Below are 22,302 nucleotides of genomic sequence, written 5' to 3'. Positions count from 1 at the left end.
GTTTATTTTAATCGCTGACAGTCCAACAAGCTATCAATTAATATCGATAACTCATTTAAGTTGTTAACGTTTTTAGCGGCGGTTTGTTCCTGAATAGCTAAAACGATTTCATCTTTATGCGGTTTTCTGTCTGCACAATAACTGCGATTAGCCTCTTGATAACGTTTTCCAGCTCGATATTTAAGTGCACGAGACTCATATCCACTATCAGCTTCAAGACGGCTACTTGATGCATCAGTGTGATACATCAACGCACCATCTACAACGCCGTCTAAATAACTTTTACATTCGCTTGACTCAACGTTTGCTTGGCAAACATTAAACGAGGTTGCTTGAGCGGGTGCGGCAATCACACCCATTGCTAAGGCTAACATCAACAGTTTTGTTTTCATTTTTGCTCCGATACTACTTTGCTTCAGCTTTAGCTTTAGGAAGTACTTTATCAAGCCATACATAACCGATAACCGCAGCTAGCATAGATCCCATTAGAATCCCTAAGCGAGCAAAGTCACCTAATTGTGCAGGGGCCGATTCGAATGCAAGTGATGAAATAAACACTGACATAGTGAAACCAATACCACACATAATTGAAACAGGGATAATTTGATTCCAGCTAATCCCAGGAGGTAGCTCAGCTAATTTTAGTTTTACAGCAACAAAGCTAAACAGTAATACACCTACAGGCTTACCAAGTAGCAGACCTAAAATAATACCGATAGTCACAGGCTCTGCTAATGAAGTGATGCTCATTCCCGATAGCGATAGACCAGCATTAGCGAACGCGAACACAGGTAAAATAAAGAATGTACTCCATGGGTGCAAACTATGCTCTAAGTGCTCTGAAGGAGATGAGCCATCTTTAGCTCGCAGCGGAATACAGAATGCGATAATGACACCAGCCAAAGTCGCGTGTACACCAGACTTAAGTACAGCTACCCAAAGGATAACGCCTAACAAACCATAAGGGATTAACGAGCTAACACCTTTACGATTTAGCGCTACCATTAATGTGATAGAAATAGCAGCAACAATTAAACTTGTCATTGATAAATCAGCACTGTAGAACAATGCAATAATCACAATAACACCTAAGTCATCCATAATAGCTAGGGCTAATAAAAAGACTTTAAGAGCAACAGGCACACGGCTACCAAGTAAGGCCATAATACCCAATGCAAAGGCGATATCTGTTGCAGCTGGAATAGCCCAACCAACCTGAGTAACAGGATCTGAGTAGTTAAATGCTAGATAAAATAAAGCTGGAAATACCATGCCACCAACAGCAGCAAAAGTTGGTAATGAAGCTTTAGCAACACTAGATAGTGCGCCTTCTAATAATTCACGCTTTACTTCTAAACCAATCAATAAGAAGAAAAGTGCCATCAAACCATCGTTAATCCATAATAATAATGGCTTATCAATATCTAATGAACCTATACGCACTTGGACTTCTGTATCAAGGAATCCACTGTATAAACCAGCTAATGGCGAGTTTGCCATTAACATAGCCAGTGCTACAGAGATCATTAAAATGATACCCCCTGCAGATTCTTGACTTAAGAAATTCTTAATTGCACGTTCCATAATTCACTCCAAAAAAAACAATTAATTCGAGTCTATCGGAATTTTTCAAACAATCATAATCGTTAGTTTCGCATTAATACCTCGGTATTTCCGATGTATGTATCAAAACGCAGTGAGATTAATCACACAACACCCGCTAAACGCGAAGCAGATCGACGTTTAACTCGGAATATGCGCATTATTCAAGTTTAGGCGCATATTTATTTATTCACAATAAATTACTCAACTGACGAAATAACATACATTACACTGTTTTAGCTGATGAATTATTAATAAAAAACTATCGAAAAAATCCAGCAAGAATAAAAGGCTATTTATTAACATAATCAGCCAAACAGACTTAAGCTGATATGACTACTTCCCATTGAATAACTATTAATATGAAATCAGTATAGGAATTCACTGTGAGTTTTAAACAGAAGTGAAATACAGTGTCAAAAGCGCAAAAAATGCTAACCAAGTAGGATACAACTAGTTTAGCTTGTTTTTTAGGCTTCCAGGTGCAATCTCAGACAAAAATGAAGTGAGTTAACACGAATCAGTGTAGTCGTTTATGAAGTGAATTTGAGAGAGTTTAGCTGTCATTACAGTGTAATTTACAATAACCAAATGATTTTAACGGTTTATCAAAAGTGAAAAACCGTTAATACAATGAGTTAGCTTATCTGATCAGCATTAGACCGAAAATGGATACTTAATCGCATCATGATGCTGATAACCCACAACTTCAAAATCATCCATAGTCACCCAAGTTTCTAAATCCTTAAGACTCTTAATGTCTGGGTTAATTTTTAATTGTGGTGAAGGAAATGGTTCGCGAGTTAGCTGCTCATTCTTCATTAGATCTAATTGGTCTTCGTAAATATGTGCATTAATGATTTTATGGTATGCGGTACCCGCCTTATTACCGGTAATTTGTGCCATTAATGCTAAAAAGGTAAACACTTGAATCTGATTAAAGTTAAGCCCTAATGGCACATCACACGAACGTTGATAACTCGTTAGGTGCAAAGTATCACCTAGTAATGAGAAGGTATGTGTATGCATACATGGTCTTAAACAACCCACATCAAACTCACCTGGATTATAAAATGTAATAATCTCACCACGGTCATCAACTCCTTTGGACAGGTTATCAACAATCTTGGCTAACTGATCGACAGTACCACCTGAGGTTTTCTGCCAACGTCGACCTTGAACGCCATATACCCGCCCCATATCGTCTTCTCCTTTACGATGTGGATTAGCAAGCCAGCTAGCATTATCATTCGCGTTCATATCCCAAGTTTTAGTGCCCAAAGCCCTAAAATCTGCAGCATTATCATAACCTCGAATATAGCCAATAAGCTCAGCAATCGCAGCTTTATAAAAGCTTTTACGAGTAGTAATAATTGGGAATTGGTTATTTTTAACATCGTACTCTAAATCAGCATTAATGATGGTTAAACAACGTTTTCCAGTGCGTTCATTCTCTATCCAATGACCATTGTCTACGATGTTTTGGCATAAATTTAAATACTGACGCATTGTACATTCCTATATAAAAGCTCGATAAGTTTCGGTTACCTGAAGAGACAGTCTCCGATTATTGGGTAGATGATAACAAGAATTTTATGCGGTTATCGCCATTTTTAATCCAATAACCATTAATAACAGTGCAAATATCTTTTTAAGCACAGCAGTCGGCCATACGCTTGCCATTTTTACCCCTAATGGTGCGACTAACATTGAGCTGATAATGATGCCAAACAAAGCGGGTAAGTATATAAAGCCAATGGTACCTTGGGGTAAATCAGGTGCATTTAAGCCTGCAATGATGTATCCAGTGGTACCAGCTAGTGCAATAAGACAACCCGTTACCGAAGAAAACCCTACAGCACTGCGCATTTGAATGCCGCAATAGCTCAAAAATGGCACAAACAGTACCCCACCACCAATACCCATTAATCCAGCAACGATAGCAATAATCGAGGAAACCAAAAATAACACGATAAATGCAGGTATTTGCTCATTTGCTTTAGGCTTGAATGGGAACGCCATTTGTATGGCCATAAGTATCACAAATATCGAAAATGCGGTTTGTAAATCAGCAGATGGAATTTTTTCTGAAATAAACCCAGACGCTAGTGCCCCTAACATGATACCCGGCAACATGGGTTTGAATAGATTCCATGGAACATTTCCACGTTTGTGATGAGCTAACGCAGATGAAAAAGAAGTTAAAATAATAGAGGCTAATGAGGTTGCAATAGCAACATGGGTTAACTGAGATGACTCAACACCAACCCAAGGGAGAAGATATAAAAGGGCTGGGACAATGATTAAGCCTCCGCCGATACCTAATAAGCCAGCCATGAAACCGACAAATGAGCCCAGTAACAAGCAGATTAAAAAAATCAGTAAAAGATTGTCCACAGTAAAACCTTATCCGTGTATAGCTAAATCGGCTAATGCAAAATGGCAGATAAGCCGTTTTCAGCTAAAAAGTCATTGAGTAATGTCCTGACTTGCTCCCCGTTAGAGAGTGTCAGAGCGGTATCCAAAATTTGTTCTAATGACTGTTTATCAATCCGGCGTAATAAATAATTAATTCGAGCAATACTGCCTTGATTCATACTCAATTTGTCATAGCCCATAGCGACAAGGAGTAATGCCCCCATTGGTTCACCTGCTAGCTCTCCGCAGATACTGGCATCCAATTTATAGCGTTTACAATCAGTAATTGTCCATTTTAACGCTCTTAACACACCAGGGTGAAAGCTATCAAAAAGTGAGCTAACACTGGGGTTATTTCTATCAACGGCAAGTAAATACTGAGTTAAATCGTTACTGCCAACTGAAACAAAATCGACTCTCTTAGCCACATCTTCTAACTGAAACAGTAACGAAGGCACTTCTAACATAACCCCAATTTTAGGTTTAGGGATCCTACGCTGTAATTCGTCAGTTAATTCTGAATAAGCTTGTTCTAGGTATAATAAAGTCCTATCAATTTCATCAAGGTTACTGACCATAGGTAGCAAAATTTGTAGCTGTGATGAGTCTACATTTGCCGTTAACATTGCCCGTAGCTGCATCAAAAATAACTCTGGATGGTCAAGGGATAATCGAATACCTCGCCAGCCAAGAAAGGGGTTATCTTCATTAATAGGAAAATAAGGTAAGGGTTTATCTCCTCCCACATCTAATGTTCTCATAACCACAGGTCTATCACGAGCAGCAGATAACACTTGTTTATACACATGAACTTGCTCAATTTCACTCGGAAATCGCTGATGTAGCATGAATGGAATTTCCGTACGATATAACCCAATCCCATCTGCACCCTCGGCCATGTCGGTACTTAACCCACTTAATAGACCAGCATTCAGATATAACTGAATACGATGGCCGTCCGTTGTCTGCGCAGGTAATGACAATTCAGCTGAGAATTGACGTTGCTGTTCCTGATTTTCCGAAATTAAAGTGTAATATTCACGTAGCACGGATTCTGAAGGAGAAACAAGAAGCTGACCGCTAGTCGCATTAAGAACGAGTTTTTTATCGTCAATATTGGCCGCAATGACTTGATCAACACTGACAATGGCTGGCACACCTAATGCTCGAGCTAAAATAGCGGCATGGGCGTTAACTCCCCCAAGTTCGGTGACGATCCCTGCTAGTTTCCCTCGTGGGAATTCAGCGAGTAGTGTCGCATCCACTTCTTTAGCAACTAAAATAACAGGTTTTGAAGGGGCTAAATCTAACTTATCTGGCTCTATAAGTTGGCGTAATACTTTTTGTCCGAGTTCGCGAATATCGCTAGCGCGTTCTTTTAAGTAAGGATCTTCCATTGCCATAAACTGATCAATATAGCGAATTGAAACGCGGCTAACGGCTGATTCAGCTTGCCAGCCTAAACTCACCTCTCGTATGTATTCACCACCTAAACTAGCCTCATTAAGCAAGAGTTGTAACGCTGAAAATATAGATGCTATATCATCCACGTTTTCACGGTCAAAACGCTGGGACAAGGCACTGATTGCATCTTTACAACGCTGCATTGCAGCTTTCAGTCTAAGGGTTTCTTGCTCGGTATCGCTACATTGTTGATCTGGCTGCACTAAAGATATCGCGCCGCCTAATACAAATGCATCTGCAATGGCGATCCCTTTAGATGCGCTAACCCCTTTGAAAACGACTTGTTGCTGAACATTGCTAATCGCCGCTTTGTTCTTGAGACTACGAATGACCACCGCCAGCTGCGCTGCCAGCGTCATTAAAAAGGCTTCTTCATTCTCACTAAACTGTCGAGGCTGTGGCTGCTGAACCACAATAACTCCAACCACTTGTTTTTGAAAAATAATAGGAACAGCAAGAAACGCTCGGTACTCTTCCTCTTCTACTTCTGGAAAAAACTTAAAGCGTGGGTGTGTTTTGGCGTCGGCAAGGTTAACGGCTTCTTCTTTTTCAGCAGCTAACCCCACCAGTCCTTCAGAAAGGGGCATTTTAACAAAATTGATGGCGGCAACAGCCAAGCCGTCTGTCGCCGATAAGACAAGGTGTTGTTGCTCAAGAATATATACTGAACAGCACTGAGTTTGCATCGCTAACTTTGTTTGCGAAACCAACTGTGTCAGTGCAGACTCAAGACTGCTAGCTCCAGCAACCGCTTGAGTTATATCCCTGAGCGTGTTTAACACGATTTTATCCCCTATCAGTTTACATTAATTACGGTGTCGCCCTCGTTTGCGATTGGGCTCACGTCCTTGAAACGCTAAAGTGGTGAATGCAAACTCTTTCATAACCTTACGATAAACATCTCGTTTGAAAGAAACAACTTGCCTTACTGGGTACCAATAACTCACCCAACGCCAGTCATCAAACTCAGGGTGTCCACAGGAGTTCAAATTAATACTGTCATCGCTATCTTTAAGCTGTAATAAGTACCACTTTTGTTTTTGACCAATACAAATAGGTTTACTTTCTTGTCTAATCAATCTTTTTGGTAAACGGTATCTTAACCATGAGCGTGTTGACGTTAAAATTTGTACATTTTCCGGCTTTAAACCAACTTCTTCATACAATTCACGGTACATAGCTTGTTCAGGACTTTCTCCGTCATCAACGCCACCTTGTGGAAACTGCCATGAATGTTGTCCAAACCGTCTGGCCCACATAACTTGACCAAATTTGTTACAGATTATAATGCCCACATTTGCACGAAAGCCGTCGCTATCAATCACATGGACTCCAATGTCACTACAAATTAATGATTAGATTGTTTCATAAAGCACGGCTACGGGCAATCAACTAATAACGGCATAACTTGGGATAAAATTTAAGAATTATTACTTTTATCAACAGAAGGGAAAAATATTAATGCACATTATCCACAAAATCTGTGGATATCTCTGTTCGAAACTCACTAATAACAGTAAAACCTGCTTTAAAGAACATAAGCTACCGTATAATAAAAAAGTCAAACAACCACAATAAAACCATAAAATTCAACAAAATAAATAAAACACAAGACTAGCTACAGTTATCCCAGATGACCAAAGGTCACTTTTTAACCAGGTAAATTACTTATTAATAAATTCATTTTATGGGTTTTAAGTTATACACAAAAAACAAGAGTTTTATTTCATTAATATTAAAATAAAGCTATTTTTAAGCATTGACGAACAAAAAATTATCCGTTAAGCGATACTTTTTTAAAGTTATCCATCAAATCTGTGGATAACTATGTGTGAAATAGTAGAGCAAAAGGAGAGTAACTTAATAAATTGGTAAAACAGATTGACCAATTTAAACAAAAAAACTTATTAATCAGTACATTGGGATTATTTTACTCAGTGAATAACTTTCAATAAAATCACTGCACAATTAATGACCAGTAACAATAGATGCGTAAAAACTGCCAAACAAGTAAACTTATAATGACCAAGCCTATTTAGGGGAAAGTAAGCAATAATGATGAATAGCCAGCCAAATTCCATCGCAGAATTAATGCAAAGAGCCAATGATATGGCCGGTGTCTCATTAGGAGATATTGCAAATGAGCATCAACTCAATGTACCTGATAATTTGAAGAGAGATAAAGGCTGGATTGGTCAATTGATTGAGATGGAACTCGGCGCAACAGCAGGTTCTAAACCCCAGCAAGATTTTTTGCACTTAGGGGTCGAACTTAAAACCATTCCCATAGACCAATCTGGTCGCCCTATTGAAACAACTTATGTCACAGTTGCACCGTTAACAAATATCCAGGGCCTTACATGGGAAAACAGTGTCGTATTTCATAAGCTACAGCAAGTCTTATGGATACCAGTACAAGGTGATCGAAGTATTCCGGTAGCAAACAGAAAAATAGGCACCCCTGTACTATGGAGCCCAAATCCTGAACAGTTAACCGCGTTACAACAAGACTGGGAAGAGATAATGGAGATGATCGCATTAGGGCAAGTTGAAAAAGTGACAGCTCGACACGGAGAAGTATTACAACTAAGACCTAAGGCTGCAAATAGTCACTCATTAACTGAATCAATTGCAGAAAATGGCTTAATTAAACTATCTAATCCAAGAGGTTTTTATTTAAAGATCAATTTCACCCACCAAATACTAACAAATGCGTTTGGATAACATTACAATAAATCAACATTCATAATCTATTTTGAAAGTTATTAGAATACCACTATGACAAGTAGGGTAATTTTCTATAAACTAGCCTGTCTCAAAATATCAACGGATCAGATATAAACCAGTGAAAGCACGTCGACAGACGAGAAAGCTATTATTTGCGATATTAGCATGGTGTTTAGCCATGGGCGCATTTGTCTTTTTTCGTTATTCACAAGCCCCTGAACTCCCCCAATGGGCTATGGGAAAATCAGACCTTGCCACATTAGCCATCTTCATGGGTTTTGTGTTTGGTTGTCTGCATTGGATGTCGAATTTAATCGCTGACTTTAGTGCAATCAGTCGTTTACCCTATATCTTCTCAGTTATTTTTAAAGGCTTGTTTCTACTGCTAGGCGCAATGACGCTTGCCTATGTTACCCAATTCCTCAATATGTGGGCTATTGAAAATCATCTTGTCACGCTAAGACAAATGCTCACAGCGCACATCCTTTATAGTCCTTCTTTTCAAGCATTAATCATATATCTAGTCGCTGTACGTGTAGGACTTGCCTTTATCGAACAAATGGCACTACTCGTGGGCCCTCGAGTATTGATGAACATTGGCTTAGGTAAGTACCATCAGCCAAGATATGAACATCGACTATTCCTCTTTGTTGATATGGTATCTTCAACTGCGCACGCTGAAACCCTAGGCGACTATCGCTTTAGCCGATTAATTCAAGACAGTTTTAGTATGCTGGCTGATACAGTAACTGATAATGATGCTGAAATTTATCGCTATATGGGTGATGCAGTTTTGATTCATTGGCCTCTTGAAGATGGGATCAAGCAAGATCGCTGTATGAATATTTACTACGAATTTAGCCAACAACTTAACTGGCATCGACCTTACTTTGAAGAACACTATGGCTTTGTGCCTAAATTTAAAGCGGCAGCTCATTGCGGCCAAGTTGTTGCTGCTGTGGTTGGTGTTCAAAAGCAAGAAATTAGCTTTTTCAGTGATGTGTTAAATACCTTGGCAAGACTACAAGACCAATGTAACCCGCTAGGTCAAAGAATGCTTATTTCTGGGGAAGTGGCACACCGCCTAGAAAGACAAGATAGTCGATTTGAGTTATCAGATTTAGGCGCTATGAAGCTCAAAGGCAAAAAGCATGAAATTGAAGTGTATGGTGTGAGCCCTAAAAAGCCCTAAACAAGCAACTTAAGGAATATAATTAAATATCCCTCGTTAGCGCCCCTTGCCTTTGCTCCTCTCCAGTTCACCTTAGCTTACTCAAAAGTACAAAGCGCCTTATAAACTTCTTATTCCTGTTGTTTTCCCAGATAAAAAGTAAACCCGTTAGCTACGATGTAAAAACGGGTTCGAACGGAACAATCATGGTTTGTAAGAAGAAAGTAACCTCTCTACCCGCTTCTTACCGATAACAAGGTATTTATCTAGATGAACTTGCTAATAAACTCCCTTTCAACAACAGGCTACTCAGGTTTAGCAAGTAAGTTCTCTAGCATTAAGCCTAATGTTCTGAATGTGGCGATTCTGCTAGTTGTTTGACGCCACACCAAGCCGATATCTCGATAAGGGCTTTCACCTGGCGGGTTCATTATATTCAACTCAGTATCTTTTAAGATCCCAGCATCAATTGCCATTTGCGGTAAGAATGTGGTGCCTAATTTGCTATCAACCATTTGAACTAATGTATGTAGACTGGTCGCAGCAAAAGGATTAATTTTGGCACTATTGCCTAACTGACAAGCAGTAATAGCATGACCAGTAATACAGTGCTCACTTTGCAGTAAGAAAATACTTTCATCTGGCATTTTTTGATAATCAATTGGGTTTATTATCCCACCCGATAACTCTTCATGAACGACCATTTTAAAAGGATCAATACCCACTTTCATACTGTGAAATCCAGTAGTATCTACTGGTAATGCAAGTATCAATAAATCCAGCTCCCCTTTTCCTAATGAGTCTAATAAGCTGTCGGTAGTGTCTTCTTTTAGCAATAAACTCAATTGTGGATAATCTTGCTGACATTGCTTTACTACACGGCTTAATAAGAAAGGGGCAATAGTTGGAATACAACCTAAGCGGATCTCTCCAGTCATAGGCTCACCCTGATTTTTAACCAATTCAACTAAGTCATCAACATCAGTAAGCAGCTTTCTCGCTCTTTCAACAACTTCCTCACCTATTGCTGTGAACATAAATGATTTATGATCTCGCTCGATTAATTGGTAGCCCAGTTGTTCTTCAAGATTTTGAATGCCACTCGATAGAGTAGATTGACTAACAAAGCATGACTTAGCAGCTCGGTTAAAATTTTGTTCTTGGTGCAAGTTAACCAGATAGAATAGATTTTTTAAACTCGGTAGGTTTTTCATTTAATCGATTACCCTAAGAAGATTTCATTTAAATAATGAATTAAGTCACAACAAATAACAATCACAGCTGCGCGATCCATAGCTCAATTTTACTATTCTCAAAAAAAAGACCAAAAAAAAAGCCCCTTGCGGGACTTTTAATGTCGCTATAAACCAGCAGTGATTATGCTTTGGCTTCTAGGAATGCTTTTAATTGCTGTAAATCTGAACCAGCATGCTCAACAATTTCAGCTAACCAAGCGTTGTGCTCAGCTTCCCATGATGACTCTTCACCATGCTGCAGTTTTTGTGCAAACTGCTGAATGCGCTTCAAACCAACTGAACCAGCAGCGCCTTTAAATTTATGAGCTTCTGCGCATAATGTATCTTTATCATTCACATCATTTGCTTTAACTAAACTACCTACATACTCAGGCATTAATTGCTCAAATAACACGACACTTTTTAATAAAGTACCTGCACCAATAGCACTACAATATTGCTCTAAAGTATTGAGATCTAAAATAGACTCTAGCTGGACTGTGGCCATTGTGGCACCTCTTTCTAATTTATTTCTGTAAAATTGGAATTTATAATACTCGCAATAATCGCCTATGCAACAACTCAGCGCTTTTCAAGTCCAATTTTCGTAAACTAATTACATGGTTTTAACAAAAAATTAAAATACGCCCATATAAATCACTGCAAAACATGCAAACTGGTTACTTTTTACACTGTTCCGCCGGTAACATAATGCCCTTGTCCGCCATTCTCGGCTAAGTTTTTGACAATTGCTACTAAGCCATCCCAACGAAAAGCACACCACTCTGGAGCAAGTAACATCGGTTTTTTAGCATATGCTGTGACTCTATGAAAAATTATCTCTTTTGGAGTATGTCTAATTAACTCACTCGCGTAGTGAGCATAATCTTCCAGACTCAATAAAGGCATTCCTTTATGTCGCCAAGCCTTAGCCATGACACTTCCTTCAACAATGTGTAATGGATGTAATTTTATACCATCAACACCTGTTGATATAACTTGCGTTAAACTGGAAAGGTAATCTTCAAACGTCTCGTCAGGTAACCCAAGAATCAAATGAGCACAGACTTTAATCCCACGTTTTCTTGCTCTTATAACAGTGTCTTTATAACTATCAAAATCATGGCCGCGGTTAATTTTTTTTAAAGTTCCATTATTCGCCGTTTGTAAACCAAGCTCTAACCAGACTTCAATTCCTTTATCTTGATAGCTGACAAGTAAGTCCAATATATCATCCGGCACGCAGTCTGGACGGGTACCAATATGTAATCCAACAATGTCGGCATCTTTTATCGCTTCGTCATACTTTTGCTTTAACACCTGATACTCATCGTAAGTACTAGTATAAGCTTGGAAGTATGCTATATATTTAGAGGTAGAAGCGGGTGCATTTGCTAATACTGAACGTTGCTTACCTTGGCTCAGTTGTTCTGAGATGCTGGCCTCAGTCCCTTGCTCATAACTAAACGAAGAAACATTACAGAATGTACAGCCGCCTTTGCCAAGGGTGCCATCTCTGTTTGGGCAAGTGAATTTGGCATCGATAGTCAGCTTTCTGATCCGTCCACCGTATTGCTGTTTACATACAGCACCAAATGTATTCACGTAATCATCTAAACCCACTGCCAATCCTCAATTTTCAAAAAGTGGCCGATGATATACAGCTTAAAGAGTAAATACTTGGTGCTATATCAAGAAATGATGAATTAATGCGATTATTTTTCAACCAATGTCAGTACAACTTCACAAATGGTAAATTTGATTAATTTAAAACCAACTATCAAAGTGAATAAATACGCAAATTAAATAAATAGTTCACTGCAACTGTGCTTGAAAATAAATTCACTATTTATAAAACTAAATCAATTAGACTAAAGTGTTAACAAAAAGTAAAATCAAAAAGCCGACTTTTTTAAAATTCTTTTTATTCATAAGGTTATACGAACAAAAATACAGTTTACGTTAACGTAAGGCTGGTTTTTTTTAACATCTGTAATAGACATAACAATTCATTTTGTTGAGTAATTTAAGTTTGACCTTTATTCATTATCGGGCTAATTTGAGTGGTTCGGGTGCATATCTATGAGAACTTCTCCGCATTATCCGAGTCGTATTAAGTTAGGTTTAGGGAGTTTTTGTATGAGCTTATATCATCCCAGCTTTGAGCGGGACAATTGTGGTTTCGGCTTAATAGCCCAAATGGATGGCGATGCTAGCCATCGTATTGTCCGTACTGCTATTCACGGTTTAGACAGAATGAAACACCGTGGCGGTATTGCATCGGATGGTCGCACAGGTGATGGCTGTGGACTACTAATGTCGATGCCAAAAGACTTTTTTGCTGCTGTAGCAACAGAAAATGATTGGCATCTAAGTCGTAAATTTGCTGTTGGTATGCTGTTTCTTAGCCAAGACCCAGTTAAAGCTGAAGCGTCTAAAGCTATATTAGAAAAAGAATTACAACGTGAAACATTAAGTGTTGCAGGCTGGAGAAAGGTACCAGTCAATCCTGACGTGCTCGGCGAAATTGGTCGCAAGAGCTTACCAGAGATCTACCAAGTATTAATTAACGCCCCTGTTGGCTGGCGTGAAAAAGACTTAGAACGTCGTCTATATATGGCTAGACGCCGACTTGAGCAACAAATTGTCGATGACAAGGATTTTTATGTCGCGAGTCTGTCAGGACAAGTCATCGTCTATAAAGGCTTAATGATGCCTGCAGATCTGCCGTCTTTTTATACCGATCTTGCTGATATTCGTCTTAAAAGTACGATTTGTCTTTTCCACCAGCGCTTTTCAACTAATACATCACCTAAATGGCCACTTGCACAACCATTTAGATTCTTAGCTCATAATGGCGAAATCAATACCATTACTGGCAACCGCCAATGGGCTCGTGCGCGTGCTTATAAGTTTAACTCGCCACTATTACCTGACTTACAACAAGCCGCACCTTTTGTGAATGAAACGGGTTCTGACTCCTCTTCATTAGACAACATGCTAGAAATGCTATTATCTGGTGGCATGGATTTATATCGTGCGATGCGCTTATTGATTCCACCTGCATGGCAAAGTAATCCTGAAATGGATGACGAGTTAAAAGCATTTTACGATTTCAACTCAATGCATATGGAGCCTTGGGACGGACCTGCAGGTATCGTGATGAGTAATGGTCGTCATGCTGCCTGTGCCGTCGATCGTAACGGACTGCGTCCATCTCGCTATGTGATTACTAAAGACAGAATTCTAACCTTGGCATCAGAAGTCGGCATTTGGGATTACTCAGCTGATGAGGTTGTAGAAAAAGGTCGTGTTGGTCCAGGTGAACTATTAGTCCTAGATACGATGAACGGCCGTTTATATTCATCATTTGAAATTGATAATGATTTAAAACGTCGCCATCCATACAAAGAGTGGATGGCTAAAAATAGTCAAACACTTATCCCTGCAAATCAAATTGAAGCAGCTCAACAAGGTGCTAGTCAATTTACACCTGAAGTATTGCTTCAATATCAAAAGCAGTTTGGATATAGCCGAGAAGAGCTCGAACAAGTCATTTGGATATTGGCATCAAAAGGCGAAGAAGCAACCGGTTCAATGGGTKACGATACCCCAATGGCTGTATTGTCTAAGAAGTCTCGTTCTTTATATGACTATTTCCGTCAAAAGTTTGCCCAGGTAACTAACCCACCAATCGATCCTCTACGTGAAAAACACGTAATGTCATTAACCACTTGTGTGGGGCGTGAGCAAAACCTATTTTGCGAGACTACAGGTGTTGCTTATCGAGTGATGTTTGACTCACCTGTGCTGCTATTCAGTGATTTCAACCAATTATTAGGCTTAGATAGTTCTTACTACCGAGCAAACACCGTTGATTTAAATTACGATGCACACGAAAGCTTACAGCAAGCCATTGAACGTGTAACAGATGATGCTGAGCGCTTGGCAAGAAGCGGAACAACGCTACTTATTTTATCTGACAGAGCCACTGATAAAAATGTACAAGTCATTCCAGCAGCTATGGCTGTTGGCGCAGTGCAGCAACGCTTAGTTGATAAGAGCTTACGCTGCGATACTAACATCATTGTTGAAACGGCTTCGGCTCGTGACCCACATCATTTTGCTGTGTTACTTGGTTTTGGTGCGACCGCTATTTACCCATATCTAGCATATGAATCTATTTCAGCGATGGCGAAAAAGAACCAAGTTGAAGATGACAGTTTATTGATGCTGAACTTCCGTCAAGGCATCGAAAAAGGCCTTCGTAAGATTATGTCCAAAATGGGCATCAGTACTGTAGGTTCTTACCGTTGCAGCCAACAATTCGAAGCTATTGGTTTGTCAACTGAAGTGATTGAATTATGTTTCAAAGGTGTCATAAGCCGTATCGAAGGGGCAAGCTTTGAGCATTTAGCTGCAGATCAAAAAGCACTTCATAAAGCGGCCTATCGTGCCCATGTGCCATTACCACAAGGTGGCTTACTGAAATATGTTGAGGGCGGCGAGTACCATAGCTTTAACCCTGATGTGGTTAATACACTTCAACAAAGCTTAAAAGATAAAGATTATCCAAAATATAAGAAGTTTGCAGCGCTCGTTGATGATAGACCAATCGCGACATTAAGAGATCTAATTGGTGTTAAAGGTGACAAAGCTGCAATCGATGCTGCAAGCGTTGAAGGTGCTGAGCACTTATTCCCGCGCTTTGATAGTGCTGCAATGAGTATTGGTGCATTAAGTCCTGAAGCACATGAAGCGCTAGCTGTAGCAATGAACCGTCTAGGCGGACGCTCTAACTCTGGTGAAGGTGGAGAAGATCCTAGTCGTTTTAATAGCGAACGTAATTCAGCAATCAAACAAATTGCATCCGGTCGTTTTGGTGTGACAGCTCATTACTTAGTGAATGCTGATGTATTGCAAATTAAAGTGGCACAAGGCGCTAAACCAGGTGAAGGTGGACAACTTCCTGGTCATAAAGTCAGTGTAGAAATCGCTGGTCTGCGCCATGCAAGACCTGGGGTTACGTTGATTTCACCGCCTCCACACCATGATATTTACTCTATTGAAGATTTAGCCCAGCTTATTTTCGATTTAAAGCAAATCAATCCAAGAGCATTAGTTTCAGTCAAGCTCGTTTCAGAGCCGGGTGTCGGCACAATTGCGACGGGTGTAGCTAAAGCTTACGCAGACATGATTACCATCTCTGGTTATGACGGTGGTACTGGTGCTAGTCCAATTACCTCAGTTAAGTATGCAGGTTCTCCTTGGGAATTAGGCTTAGCAGAAGTACATCAAGCACTTGTTGAAAACGGATTACGTCACAAGATCCGCCTACAAGTTGATGGCGGCTTAAAAACAGGTATGGACATCATCAAGGCTGCGTTATTAGGTGCTGAAAGCTTTGGTTTTGGTACTGTGCCAATGATTGCGCTTGGGTGTAAGTATTTACGAATTTGTCATTTAAATAACTGTGCAACAGGTGTGGCAACACAGGATAAAAACCTACGTGACAACCATTATCACGGGTTACCTGAGCGAGTAATGACATATTTCGAGTTTGTTGCTGAAGAGGTTCGTGAATGGATGGCAAAACTTGGTGTTGCCAAGTTTGAAGATCTCGTCGGTCGAACCGACTGGTTATATGCCCTTGAAGGTCAAACAGCCAAGCAACTAGGATTAGATTTAGCCCCTATTCTTTATCAACCTAAAGTCCCAGCTGGTACCGATATTACTTGGAAAGAGCTTAATCCACCGGATGACAAAGGTGACTTAAACCTACAAATTGTTGCCGATAGCAGTCAAGCGGTACTTGAAGGCTCAAGTTTCACTAAACAGTACAATATTAATAATACCGATCGTTCAGTAGGCGCCTCATTATCAGGCTTTATTGCAACGAACATTGGCCTTAAGGGCGCTAAAGCTCCGTTATCACTGCAGTTTAACGGTAGTGCGGGTCAGAGTTTTGGCGTATGGAATAGCCCAGGACTGAATCTCACATTGATTGGTGATGCCAACGACTATGTCGGTAAAGGCATGTCAGGTGGTGAAATTATTATTCATCCACCAGTGGGTAGCCCATTTGAAAGTGAAGAAAGTGCCATTATGGGTAACACCTGTTTGTATGGTGCAACAGGCGGACGTGTTTACGCAGCTGGTCAAGCAGGTGAACGTTTCGCTGTTCGTAACTCTGGCGCTATCGCGGTGGTTGAAGGCGTGGGTGACAACGGCTGTGAATACATGACTGGCGGTATTGTAGTGGTACTAGGTCAAACTGGGGTTAACTTTGGTGCCGGTATGACTGGCGGTTTTGCCTATATATTTGACCGTTTCAATCACTTTAGTCGTCGCGTTAATAACGAACTCGTCGATACTCAAAAATTAGAATCGTCAATCCAGCAGCAACACTTAAAAGAACTGATTGAAGCCCATGTAGCAGCAACAGGAAGTGAGCATGCCAAGATGATCTTAAGTGATTTCGAAAACTGGTTAGACTGTTTTGTTTTAGTTAAGCCTAAGAATATTGCCGTTGCCGACTTGCTGAAAATAGAGCAAAAGAGCCCGGAACTAGCTGTTAAGGCGGGGTAATTTAGATGAGTAATGATTTTCAATTTATTGAGGTAGATCGTAAAGATCCCTCTAAACACTCTGCAGCAGAGCGTTCGACACAGTTTATCGAAATTTATCAGCCTTTTTCTCAGCCCCAAGTGGCAGAGCAAGCTGATCGCTGTTTAGATTGTGGTAACCCATATTGTGAATGGAAGTGTCCTCTTCACAATTATATTCCTAATTGGCTTAAGTTAGCTGAACAAGGACGTATCCTTGAAGCGGCAGACTTAGTCCACGAAACCAATACGCTACCAGAAATTTGTGGTCGAGTGTGTCCGCAAGACCGCCTATGTGAAGGTGCTTGTACCCTTAACGATGACTTTGGTGCTGTCACTATTGGTAATGTTGAAAAGTACATTACTGATACCGCAATTAGCCAAGGATGGCGACCAGATATGAGCAAGGTTACTCCACGTAAAGAACGTGTAGCAATCATTGGCGCTGGTCCTGCTGGTTTAGGTTGTGCAGATATTTTAAGTCGAAATGGTGTTAAAGCTGTTGTATACGATAAATATCCACAAATTGGTGGCTTGCTTACCTACGGTATTCCAGCCTTTAAATTAGATAAAGATGTCATGCAGACTCGCCGAAGTGTTCTTGAAGGAATGGGAATCGAGTTCAAGATGGGCGTTACTGTAGGAAAAGACATCCCATTCCAAACCCTATTAGATGAATACGATGCAGTATTCTTAGGTATGGGCACATATACGGCAATGAAAGCACGTCTTCCGGGAGAAGACAGTGAAGGTGTTATTCAAGCCTTACCGTATCTTATTGGCAACACCCATGAGTTAATGGGAACCCAATGCACAGAAAATCCATATCAAAGCCTTGAAGGCAAGAATGTGGTTGTACTAGGTGGTGGTGACACTGCCATGGATTGTGTCCGCACAGCCGTTCGCCAAGGCGCTAAAAACGTCACTTGTGCATACCGTCGTGATGAAGCCAATATGCCAGGTTCACGCCGTGAAGTACAAAATGCTCGTGAAGAAGGGGTCAACTTCTTATTTAATCGCCAACCTGTCGCGATTAAAGAGCAAAATGGTGTTGTAACTGGAATTGAATGTGTCGAAACCCAAATGGGCGCTGCGGATGAATCTGGACGTCAAAAAGCTGAAATCATTCCAGGTAGTGAACAAGTACTGGAAGCTGATGCCATTATTATTGCGTTTGGCTTCCAAGCAAGCCCTGCCCCTTGGTTTAAAGACTACGGTATTGAAACCAATGAATGGGGATTAGTGAAAGCGAGTAAGTTTGATGATAATCCGTTCCAAACCACAAACCCGAAAGTCTTTGCCGGTGGTGATATGGTTCGAGGTTCAGATCTTGTGGTAACAGCCATTGCTGAAGGTCGTGATGCAGCCCAAGGAATACTTAACGCTTTTGAAGATGCTTAAACAAAAACACATCATGTTTTAATGTGTTAATTCACCTCAAACAAGCTAAAAAGCGCATTGAAAAATGCGCTTTTTTATTAGAAATAATTTACCTATATCACTTCTGCAAATTTCATTTATGCTATATTAGCCGCCATTGAGTTCCGCTTAACCTTGTTCGAACCATTGACGGTCTTCCTTAGCAAATTTAAGCCTTTTATCCTTTTGCCAATTCTCATTTAACATTGGCCTAATTACACATACTGAGAGTTTAATTATGAAAATCGCTATTATCGGCGCCATGGAACCAGAAGTTGCTCATTTAATTGAGTCAATGACAGATCCAGTTCACTCAACTGTTGCTGGAATCGAATTTGTTGAAGGTCAATTATCGGGACAAAACGTCGTCGTTACTCGTTCAGGTATCGGTAAAGTCGCAGCCAGTATTGCTACGACACTAGTGATTAATAACTTTAAGGTTGATGCCGTTATCAATACAGGCTCAGCAGGTGGTTTTGTCGACAGCTTAAATATTGGCGATATTGTCATTTCATCAGAAGTACGTCATCACGATGTAGACGTTACCGCATTTGGATACGAAATTGGCCAAATGGCCTCTCAACCAGCCGCTTTCATTCCTGATGAAAAGTTAGTTAATGCCGCTAAATCTGCAATTTCATCCCTAGGTGAAGCACAAGTAATTGAAGGGTTAATTGCGACTGGTGACAGCTTTATTTGCGATCCTGAACGCACTAAAGTCATGTTAAACAATTTCCCGACAATGGCAGCATGTGAAATGGAAGCGGCGGCGATTGCACAGGTTTGTCATCAATTTAACGTACCATTTGTCGTGATTCGTTCATTATCAGACAATGCAAATAATGACTCACCTGTTGATTTTGACTCTTATATTGTTAAAGCAGGCCATTACTCAGCGCTAATGGTTATCGCATTATTAAAACAACTATAATTGTCTTGTAGCAATTCATTGTTAGCATACCTGGGTGAAGATGAATGTTTGATAGCATAATCACTGATAACACGTTTTATGAACAACTGCTTCGCTCAGATGGCAACTTACTAAAAAGCTGCTTGGTGCTCTTTATGGCGCTGCTTATTTCAAGAGTTGCGCCTTTATCTCGCCACCTGCATCCTATTGTGTGGTTTCATCAATTTGCTTTACTACTCAGTAAAAAAGTAAACCATCCGCAGCGTTCAGCTCAGCAGCAATTAATTGCTGGAATAATGGCTACCACGCTATTAGTTATACCGATTTGGTTTATTATTTACTTTATTCTTTCTTTAGCTGCTTACCCTTGGTTTTTTGACTTTCTCGTGCTGTATTTCTGTATCAGTGACGCTGGATTTAAACCCGTTGCAAAAGATGTCATTAGTGCTCTAGAGCACGGGCAAAAAGGCTTAGCTAAAACTTACCTTTCCCCTTGGTTAATGCAAAATACAGCCAGTTTATCTGAAATGGGGATATGTAAAGCCACAATAGAACGGTTGCTGATAAGCCCAAGTTACGGCACTGTCGCAACAATTTTGTTCTATGCGTTAGGCGGTACTCCGTTAGTATTGTTACTGCATTTATTCAAACAACTTGAACACTGTTGGCCTAATTACGTTCCGCAGTACCGTTACTTTGGTGCAGCAGTATACTGGATTAACCGTATCGCATTTGCTGTTCCTCAGTGGTTATGGAATCTAACATTAGTCCTTCAGGGCGGCCTTAGTAATCTCGGCGCGATGTTTAAAAAGTCAAAGAACATTCAAGGCGTGTATGGCGCTTCTAGCTTGTATCTTGGCGCAAAAATCTTGCAAATTGAACTTGGTGGCCCCCAGAAGATGACGATAGGAAATGCTGAATATCGTGTCAGTATTACTAAGATTAACCCATCAAGAGTGCCTACCATTGCAGATGTCCGTAATGCAATTAGCTTAACGACTTGGGCTGTCACTTTTTGGTTATCTTTTACCATCGCTATTCCTATTTTATGGACCGCATTAAGGTGGGTTCAATCAATGTAATTTTTAGCGAAAAAGCGTTATCATATCGGACTTAGACGTGCGTTAGCACTATTTAGAGGCAAACCTTTTTGTTAGATAACATCCAAATTTCGTTAACAACACCCGGCTTATTATTTCCTGCAATTTCATTATTGTTGTTAGCCTATACCAACCGTTTTTTTTCACTTGCTGCACTGATCCGCAGCCTGAGTGCCTCAGGCAAGCCTGTTGATAACGAGCAAATTAAAAATTTACGCCAACGCATCAGTATCATTAGACGCATGCAAGAAGCGGGTGTTGTAAGTTTTGCTATCTGTGTGATCAGCATGATTTTCATTTATTTAGGTTTCTTCCATACAGGCTCTATTGTTTTTGGCGTTAGCTTATTGTTTTTGCTTTATTCTTTAATCTTATCGGTTATCGAAATCCGCATATCCGTGGATGCATTGAATATCCATATTGAAGAATTTAGCCAAAAGCAACGTGCAAGTTCAGAGCAAAACCATGATTAACATAGAGTGGATATACCTATTCGACTTATGTGGAACTGCTGTTTTCGCCCTGTCTGGTGCTCTTGCTGCGGGTAAACACCGTATGGATCCTTTTGGCGTTATTGTTCTCGCATCTGTTACCGCTGTTGGTGGAGGTAGCATTCGAGATGCGATAACTGGCTCAACACCGGTTTTTTGGATTACTGATTCTAATTACATCATTGTTATTCTTGCGACAGTACTTGCATGTTTTATTTTCGTTAGAAAACCTCATAAGCTCCCTACTCTTACTTTACCTGTCGCTGATGCACTTGGATTAGCACTGTTTACCGTTATCGGTGCAGAGAAAGCCTTATTGCTCGGATTATCCGGTATGTCTGCAGTGATAATGGGATTAATTACAGGCGTTGGCGGCGGTATAATTCGTGATTTATTATGTCGCCAAGTCCCTATGGTTTTAAGAACTGAAATCTATGCGACTGCATCAATTGTAGGCGGGATTTGTTATACCTTGAGTATTGAAGTCGGAATGGATAGCATTGACGCATTATTTTTTGCAATGTTTAGCACCTTAATTATTCGCCTAAGTGCTATTCGCTGGCATTTGTCTTTACCTGCATTTGATTTAAAAAGTAAGAGGCCCTGAGTGCGATTAATTGGTTTACTATGTAGTGCGTATCTTTTTTTGATGAGCTTTTCATCACAAGCCGCTGTCGGCGAGATGCCAAAAGTACAACAATTAGCAGTGCAATATATTCAAGCATTAACCGATCATGACTATCGTCAGTTAAGGCGTTTTTATAATCGTGATAGTGTTTTTTACGATAAAACGGCTAACGTCACTTACACTGGTGGTCGACATATCATTGAGTTTTTAGAGCGTGCTCACGAAGGTGTATTAGAGTATCGTTTCAATATCGAGCATATGTTCAATACAGGCTCATTGGTTGTCCTAATTGGTAATTATCACTTACGTGGTCCAGGTGATCAATTTGGCAAACCAGGTAAAATAATTGAAATAGCAGTGCCTGGAGTTACCACGCTTAAATTTGATTTGAATACTGAAAGAATGACAGAACAAGTTGATTTAATGGACTACCAAACGATGTCTGATCAATTACAATCACAGTAGCCACAGGATTTATTGACAGCAAGACATAAAAAAACGACTCATTTGAGTCGTTTTTTAGTTTAACGTT

At 40.1% G+C, this 22,302-nt stretch carries 18 protein-coding genes; 9 read left to right on the top strand and 9 right to left on the bottom strand.

The annotated features are described in order from the left end of the window. Nucleotides 1-2 precede the first annotated feature (2 nt). From A9267_RS09835 to rppH, 6 genes are all read right to left on the bottom strand, one after another. Nucleotides 3-392, bottom strand: coding sequence for a hypothetical protein (locus A9267_RS09835; protein WP_065109033.1), 390 nt, complete (start codon nucleotides 390-392; stop codon nucleotides 3-5). Between the two features lie 13 nt (nucleotides 393-405). Then, nucleotides 406-1,584 (bottom strand): Na+/H+ antiporter NhaA, encoded by a 1,179-nt coding sequence (nhaA, locus tag A9267_RS09830; protein WP_055025588.1) that lies wholly within the window; start codon nucleotides 1,582-1,584, stop codon nucleotides 406-408. Nucleotides 1,585-2,259: 675 nt separating this feature from the next. Continuing rightward, entirely contained in the window at nucleotides 2,260-3,111 is an 852-nt protein-coding gene (locus tag A9267_RS09825; RefSeq protein ID WP_065109032.1) for a thymidylate synthase, read from the bottom strand. An 84-nt stretch (nucleotides 3,112-3,195) separates the two neighbouring features. Next, on the bottom strand, nucleotides 3,196-3,999 hold the full coding sequence (locus A9267_RS09820; RefSeq protein WP_065109031.1) for a sulfite exporter TauE/SafE family protein: 804 nt from the start codon (nucleotides 3,997-3,999) through the stop codon (nucleotides 3,196-3,198). Nucleotides 4,000-4,031: 32 nt separating this feature from the next. Beyond that, complete coding sequence (ptsP, locus tag A9267_RS09815; protein ID WP_055025585.1) at nucleotides 4,032-6,266, bottom strand: phosphoenolpyruvate--protein phosphotransferase; 2,235 nt, start codon at nucleotides 6,264-6,266, stop codon at nucleotides 4,032-4,034. Between the two features lie 24 nt (nucleotides 6,267-6,290). After that, nucleotides 6,291-6,809 carry an RNA pyrophosphohydrolase gene (gene rppH / locus A9267_RS09810; RefSeq protein ID WP_055025584.1) on the bottom strand — a complete coding sequence of 173 codons (519 nt, stop codon included), beginning with the start codon at nucleotides 6,807-6,809 and terminating at the stop codon, nucleotides 6,291-6,293. 730 nt (nucleotides 6,810-7,539) lie between these two features. Between rppH and mutH the strand changes: the two genes are divergently transcribed. Together mutH and A9267_RS09800 are read left to right on the top strand one after the other, a co-directional pair. Next, on the top strand, nucleotides 7,540-8,208 hold the full coding sequence (mutH, locus tag A9267_RS09805) for a DNA mismatch repair endonuclease MutH (RefSeq protein ID WP_119968896.1): 669 nt from the start codon (nucleotides 7,540-7,542) through the stop codon (nucleotides 8,206-8,208). A 121-nt stretch (nucleotides 8,209-8,329) separates the two neighbouring features. After that, the gene (locus A9267_RS09800) at nucleotides 8,330-9,403 is read left to right on the top strand and encodes an adenylate/guanylate cyclase domain-containing protein (RefSeq protein WP_055025583.1); all 1,074 of its coding nucleotides are present in this window, start codon (nucleotides 8,330-8,332) and stop codon (nucleotides 9,401-9,403) included. Between the two features lie 284 nt (nucleotides 9,404-9,687). On the opposite strand, the gene oxyR is transcribed toward A9267_RS09800, so the two are convergent. From oxyR to A9267_RS09785, 3 genes are all read right to left on the bottom strand, one after another. Then, nucleotides 9,688-10,596: a hydrogen peroxide-inducible genes transcriptional activator OxyR gene (gene oxyR / locus A9267_RS09795; RefSeq protein ID WP_055025582.1), complete on the bottom strand. Its 909-nt coding sequence runs from the start codon at nucleotides 10,594-10,596 to the stop codon at nucleotides 9,688-9,690. A gap of 163 nt (nucleotides 10,597-10,759) precedes the next feature. After that, nucleotides 10,760-11,125: an Hpt domain-containing protein gene (locus tag A9267_RS09790; protein ID WP_055025581.1), complete on the bottom strand. Its 366-nt coding sequence runs from the start codon at nucleotides 11,123-11,125 to the stop codon at nucleotides 10,760-10,762. A 179-nt stretch (nucleotides 11,126-11,304) separates the two neighbouring features. After that, nucleotides 11,305-12,240, bottom strand: a complete 936-nt coding sequence (locus A9267_RS09785) for a TIGR01212 family radical SAM protein (RefSeq protein WP_065109030.1) — start codon at nucleotides 12,238-12,240, stop codon at nucleotides 11,305-11,307. A gap of 516 nt (nucleotides 12,241-12,756) precedes the next feature. On the opposite strand from A9267_RS09785, the gene gltB reads away from it, so the two are divergent. The 7 genes from gltB (at nucleotide 12,757) to A9267_RS09750 (ending at nucleotide 22,235) form a co-directional block, all read left to right on the top strand. Next, nucleotides 12,757-17,205 (top strand): glutamate synthase large subunit, encoded by a 4,449-nt coding sequence (gltB, locus tag A9267_RS09780; RefSeq protein ID WP_065109029.1) that lies wholly within the window; start codon nucleotides 12,757-12,759, stop codon nucleotides 17,203-17,205. A gap of 5 nt (nucleotides 17,206-17,210) precedes the next feature. Further along, nucleotides 17,211-18,623 carry an FAD-dependent oxidoreductase gene (locus A9267_RS09775; RefSeq protein ID WP_065109028.1) on the top strand — a complete coding sequence of 471 codons (1,413 nt, stop codon included), beginning with the start codon at nucleotides 17,211-17,213 and terminating at the stop codon, nucleotides 18,621-18,623. Between the two features lie 256 nt (nucleotides 18,624-18,879). Continuing rightward, complete coding sequence (locus tag A9267_RS09770; protein ID WP_065109027.1) at nucleotides 18,880-19,572, top strand: 5'-methylthioadenosine/adenosylhomocysteine nucleosidase; 693 nt, start codon at nucleotides 18,880-18,882, stop codon at nucleotides 19,570-19,572. Nucleotides 19,573-19,616: 44 nt separating this feature from the next. After that, on the top strand, nucleotides 19,617-20,633 hold the full coding sequence (locus tag A9267_RS09765) for a cobalamin biosynthesis protein CobD/CbiB (RefSeq protein WP_065109026.1): 1,017 nt from the start codon (nucleotides 19,617-19,619) through the stop codon (nucleotides 20,631-20,633). A gap of 68 nt (nucleotides 20,634-20,701) precedes the next feature. Beyond that, nucleotides 20,702-21,124 (top strand): DUF2721 domain-containing protein, encoded by a 423-nt coding sequence (locus A9267_RS09760; RefSeq protein ID WP_055024231.1) that lies wholly within the window; start codon nucleotides 20,702-20,704, stop codon nucleotides 21,122-21,124. After that, a complete protein-coding gene (locus tag A9267_RS09755; RefSeq protein WP_065109025.1) occupies nucleotides 21,117-21,749 on the top strand; it encodes a trimeric intracellular cation channel family protein in 633 nt (210 codons plus the stop codon). Before A9267_RS09760 ends, A9267_RS09755 begins: the two co-directional genes overlap by 8 nt. A 42-nt stretch (nucleotides 21,750-21,791) precedes the next feature. Then, complete coding sequence (locus A9267_RS09750) at nucleotides 21,792-22,235, top strand: nuclear transport factor 2 family protein (protein WP_055024361.1); 444 nt, start codon at nucleotides 21,792-21,794, stop codon at nucleotides 22,233-22,235. The last annotated feature ends 67 nt before the right edge of the window (nucleotides 22,236-22,302 follow it).

The sequence above is a fragment of the Shewanella sp. UCD-FRSSP16_17 genome (genome assembly GCF_001675935.1).
Taxonomy (GTDB): domain Bacteria; phylum Pseudomonadota; class Gammaproteobacteria; order Enterobacterales; family Shewanellaceae; genus Shewanella; species Shewanella japonica.
The sequence above is the reverse complement of the archived record's forward strand: the minus strand, read 5'-3'. Positions and strand labels throughout refer to the sequence as shown.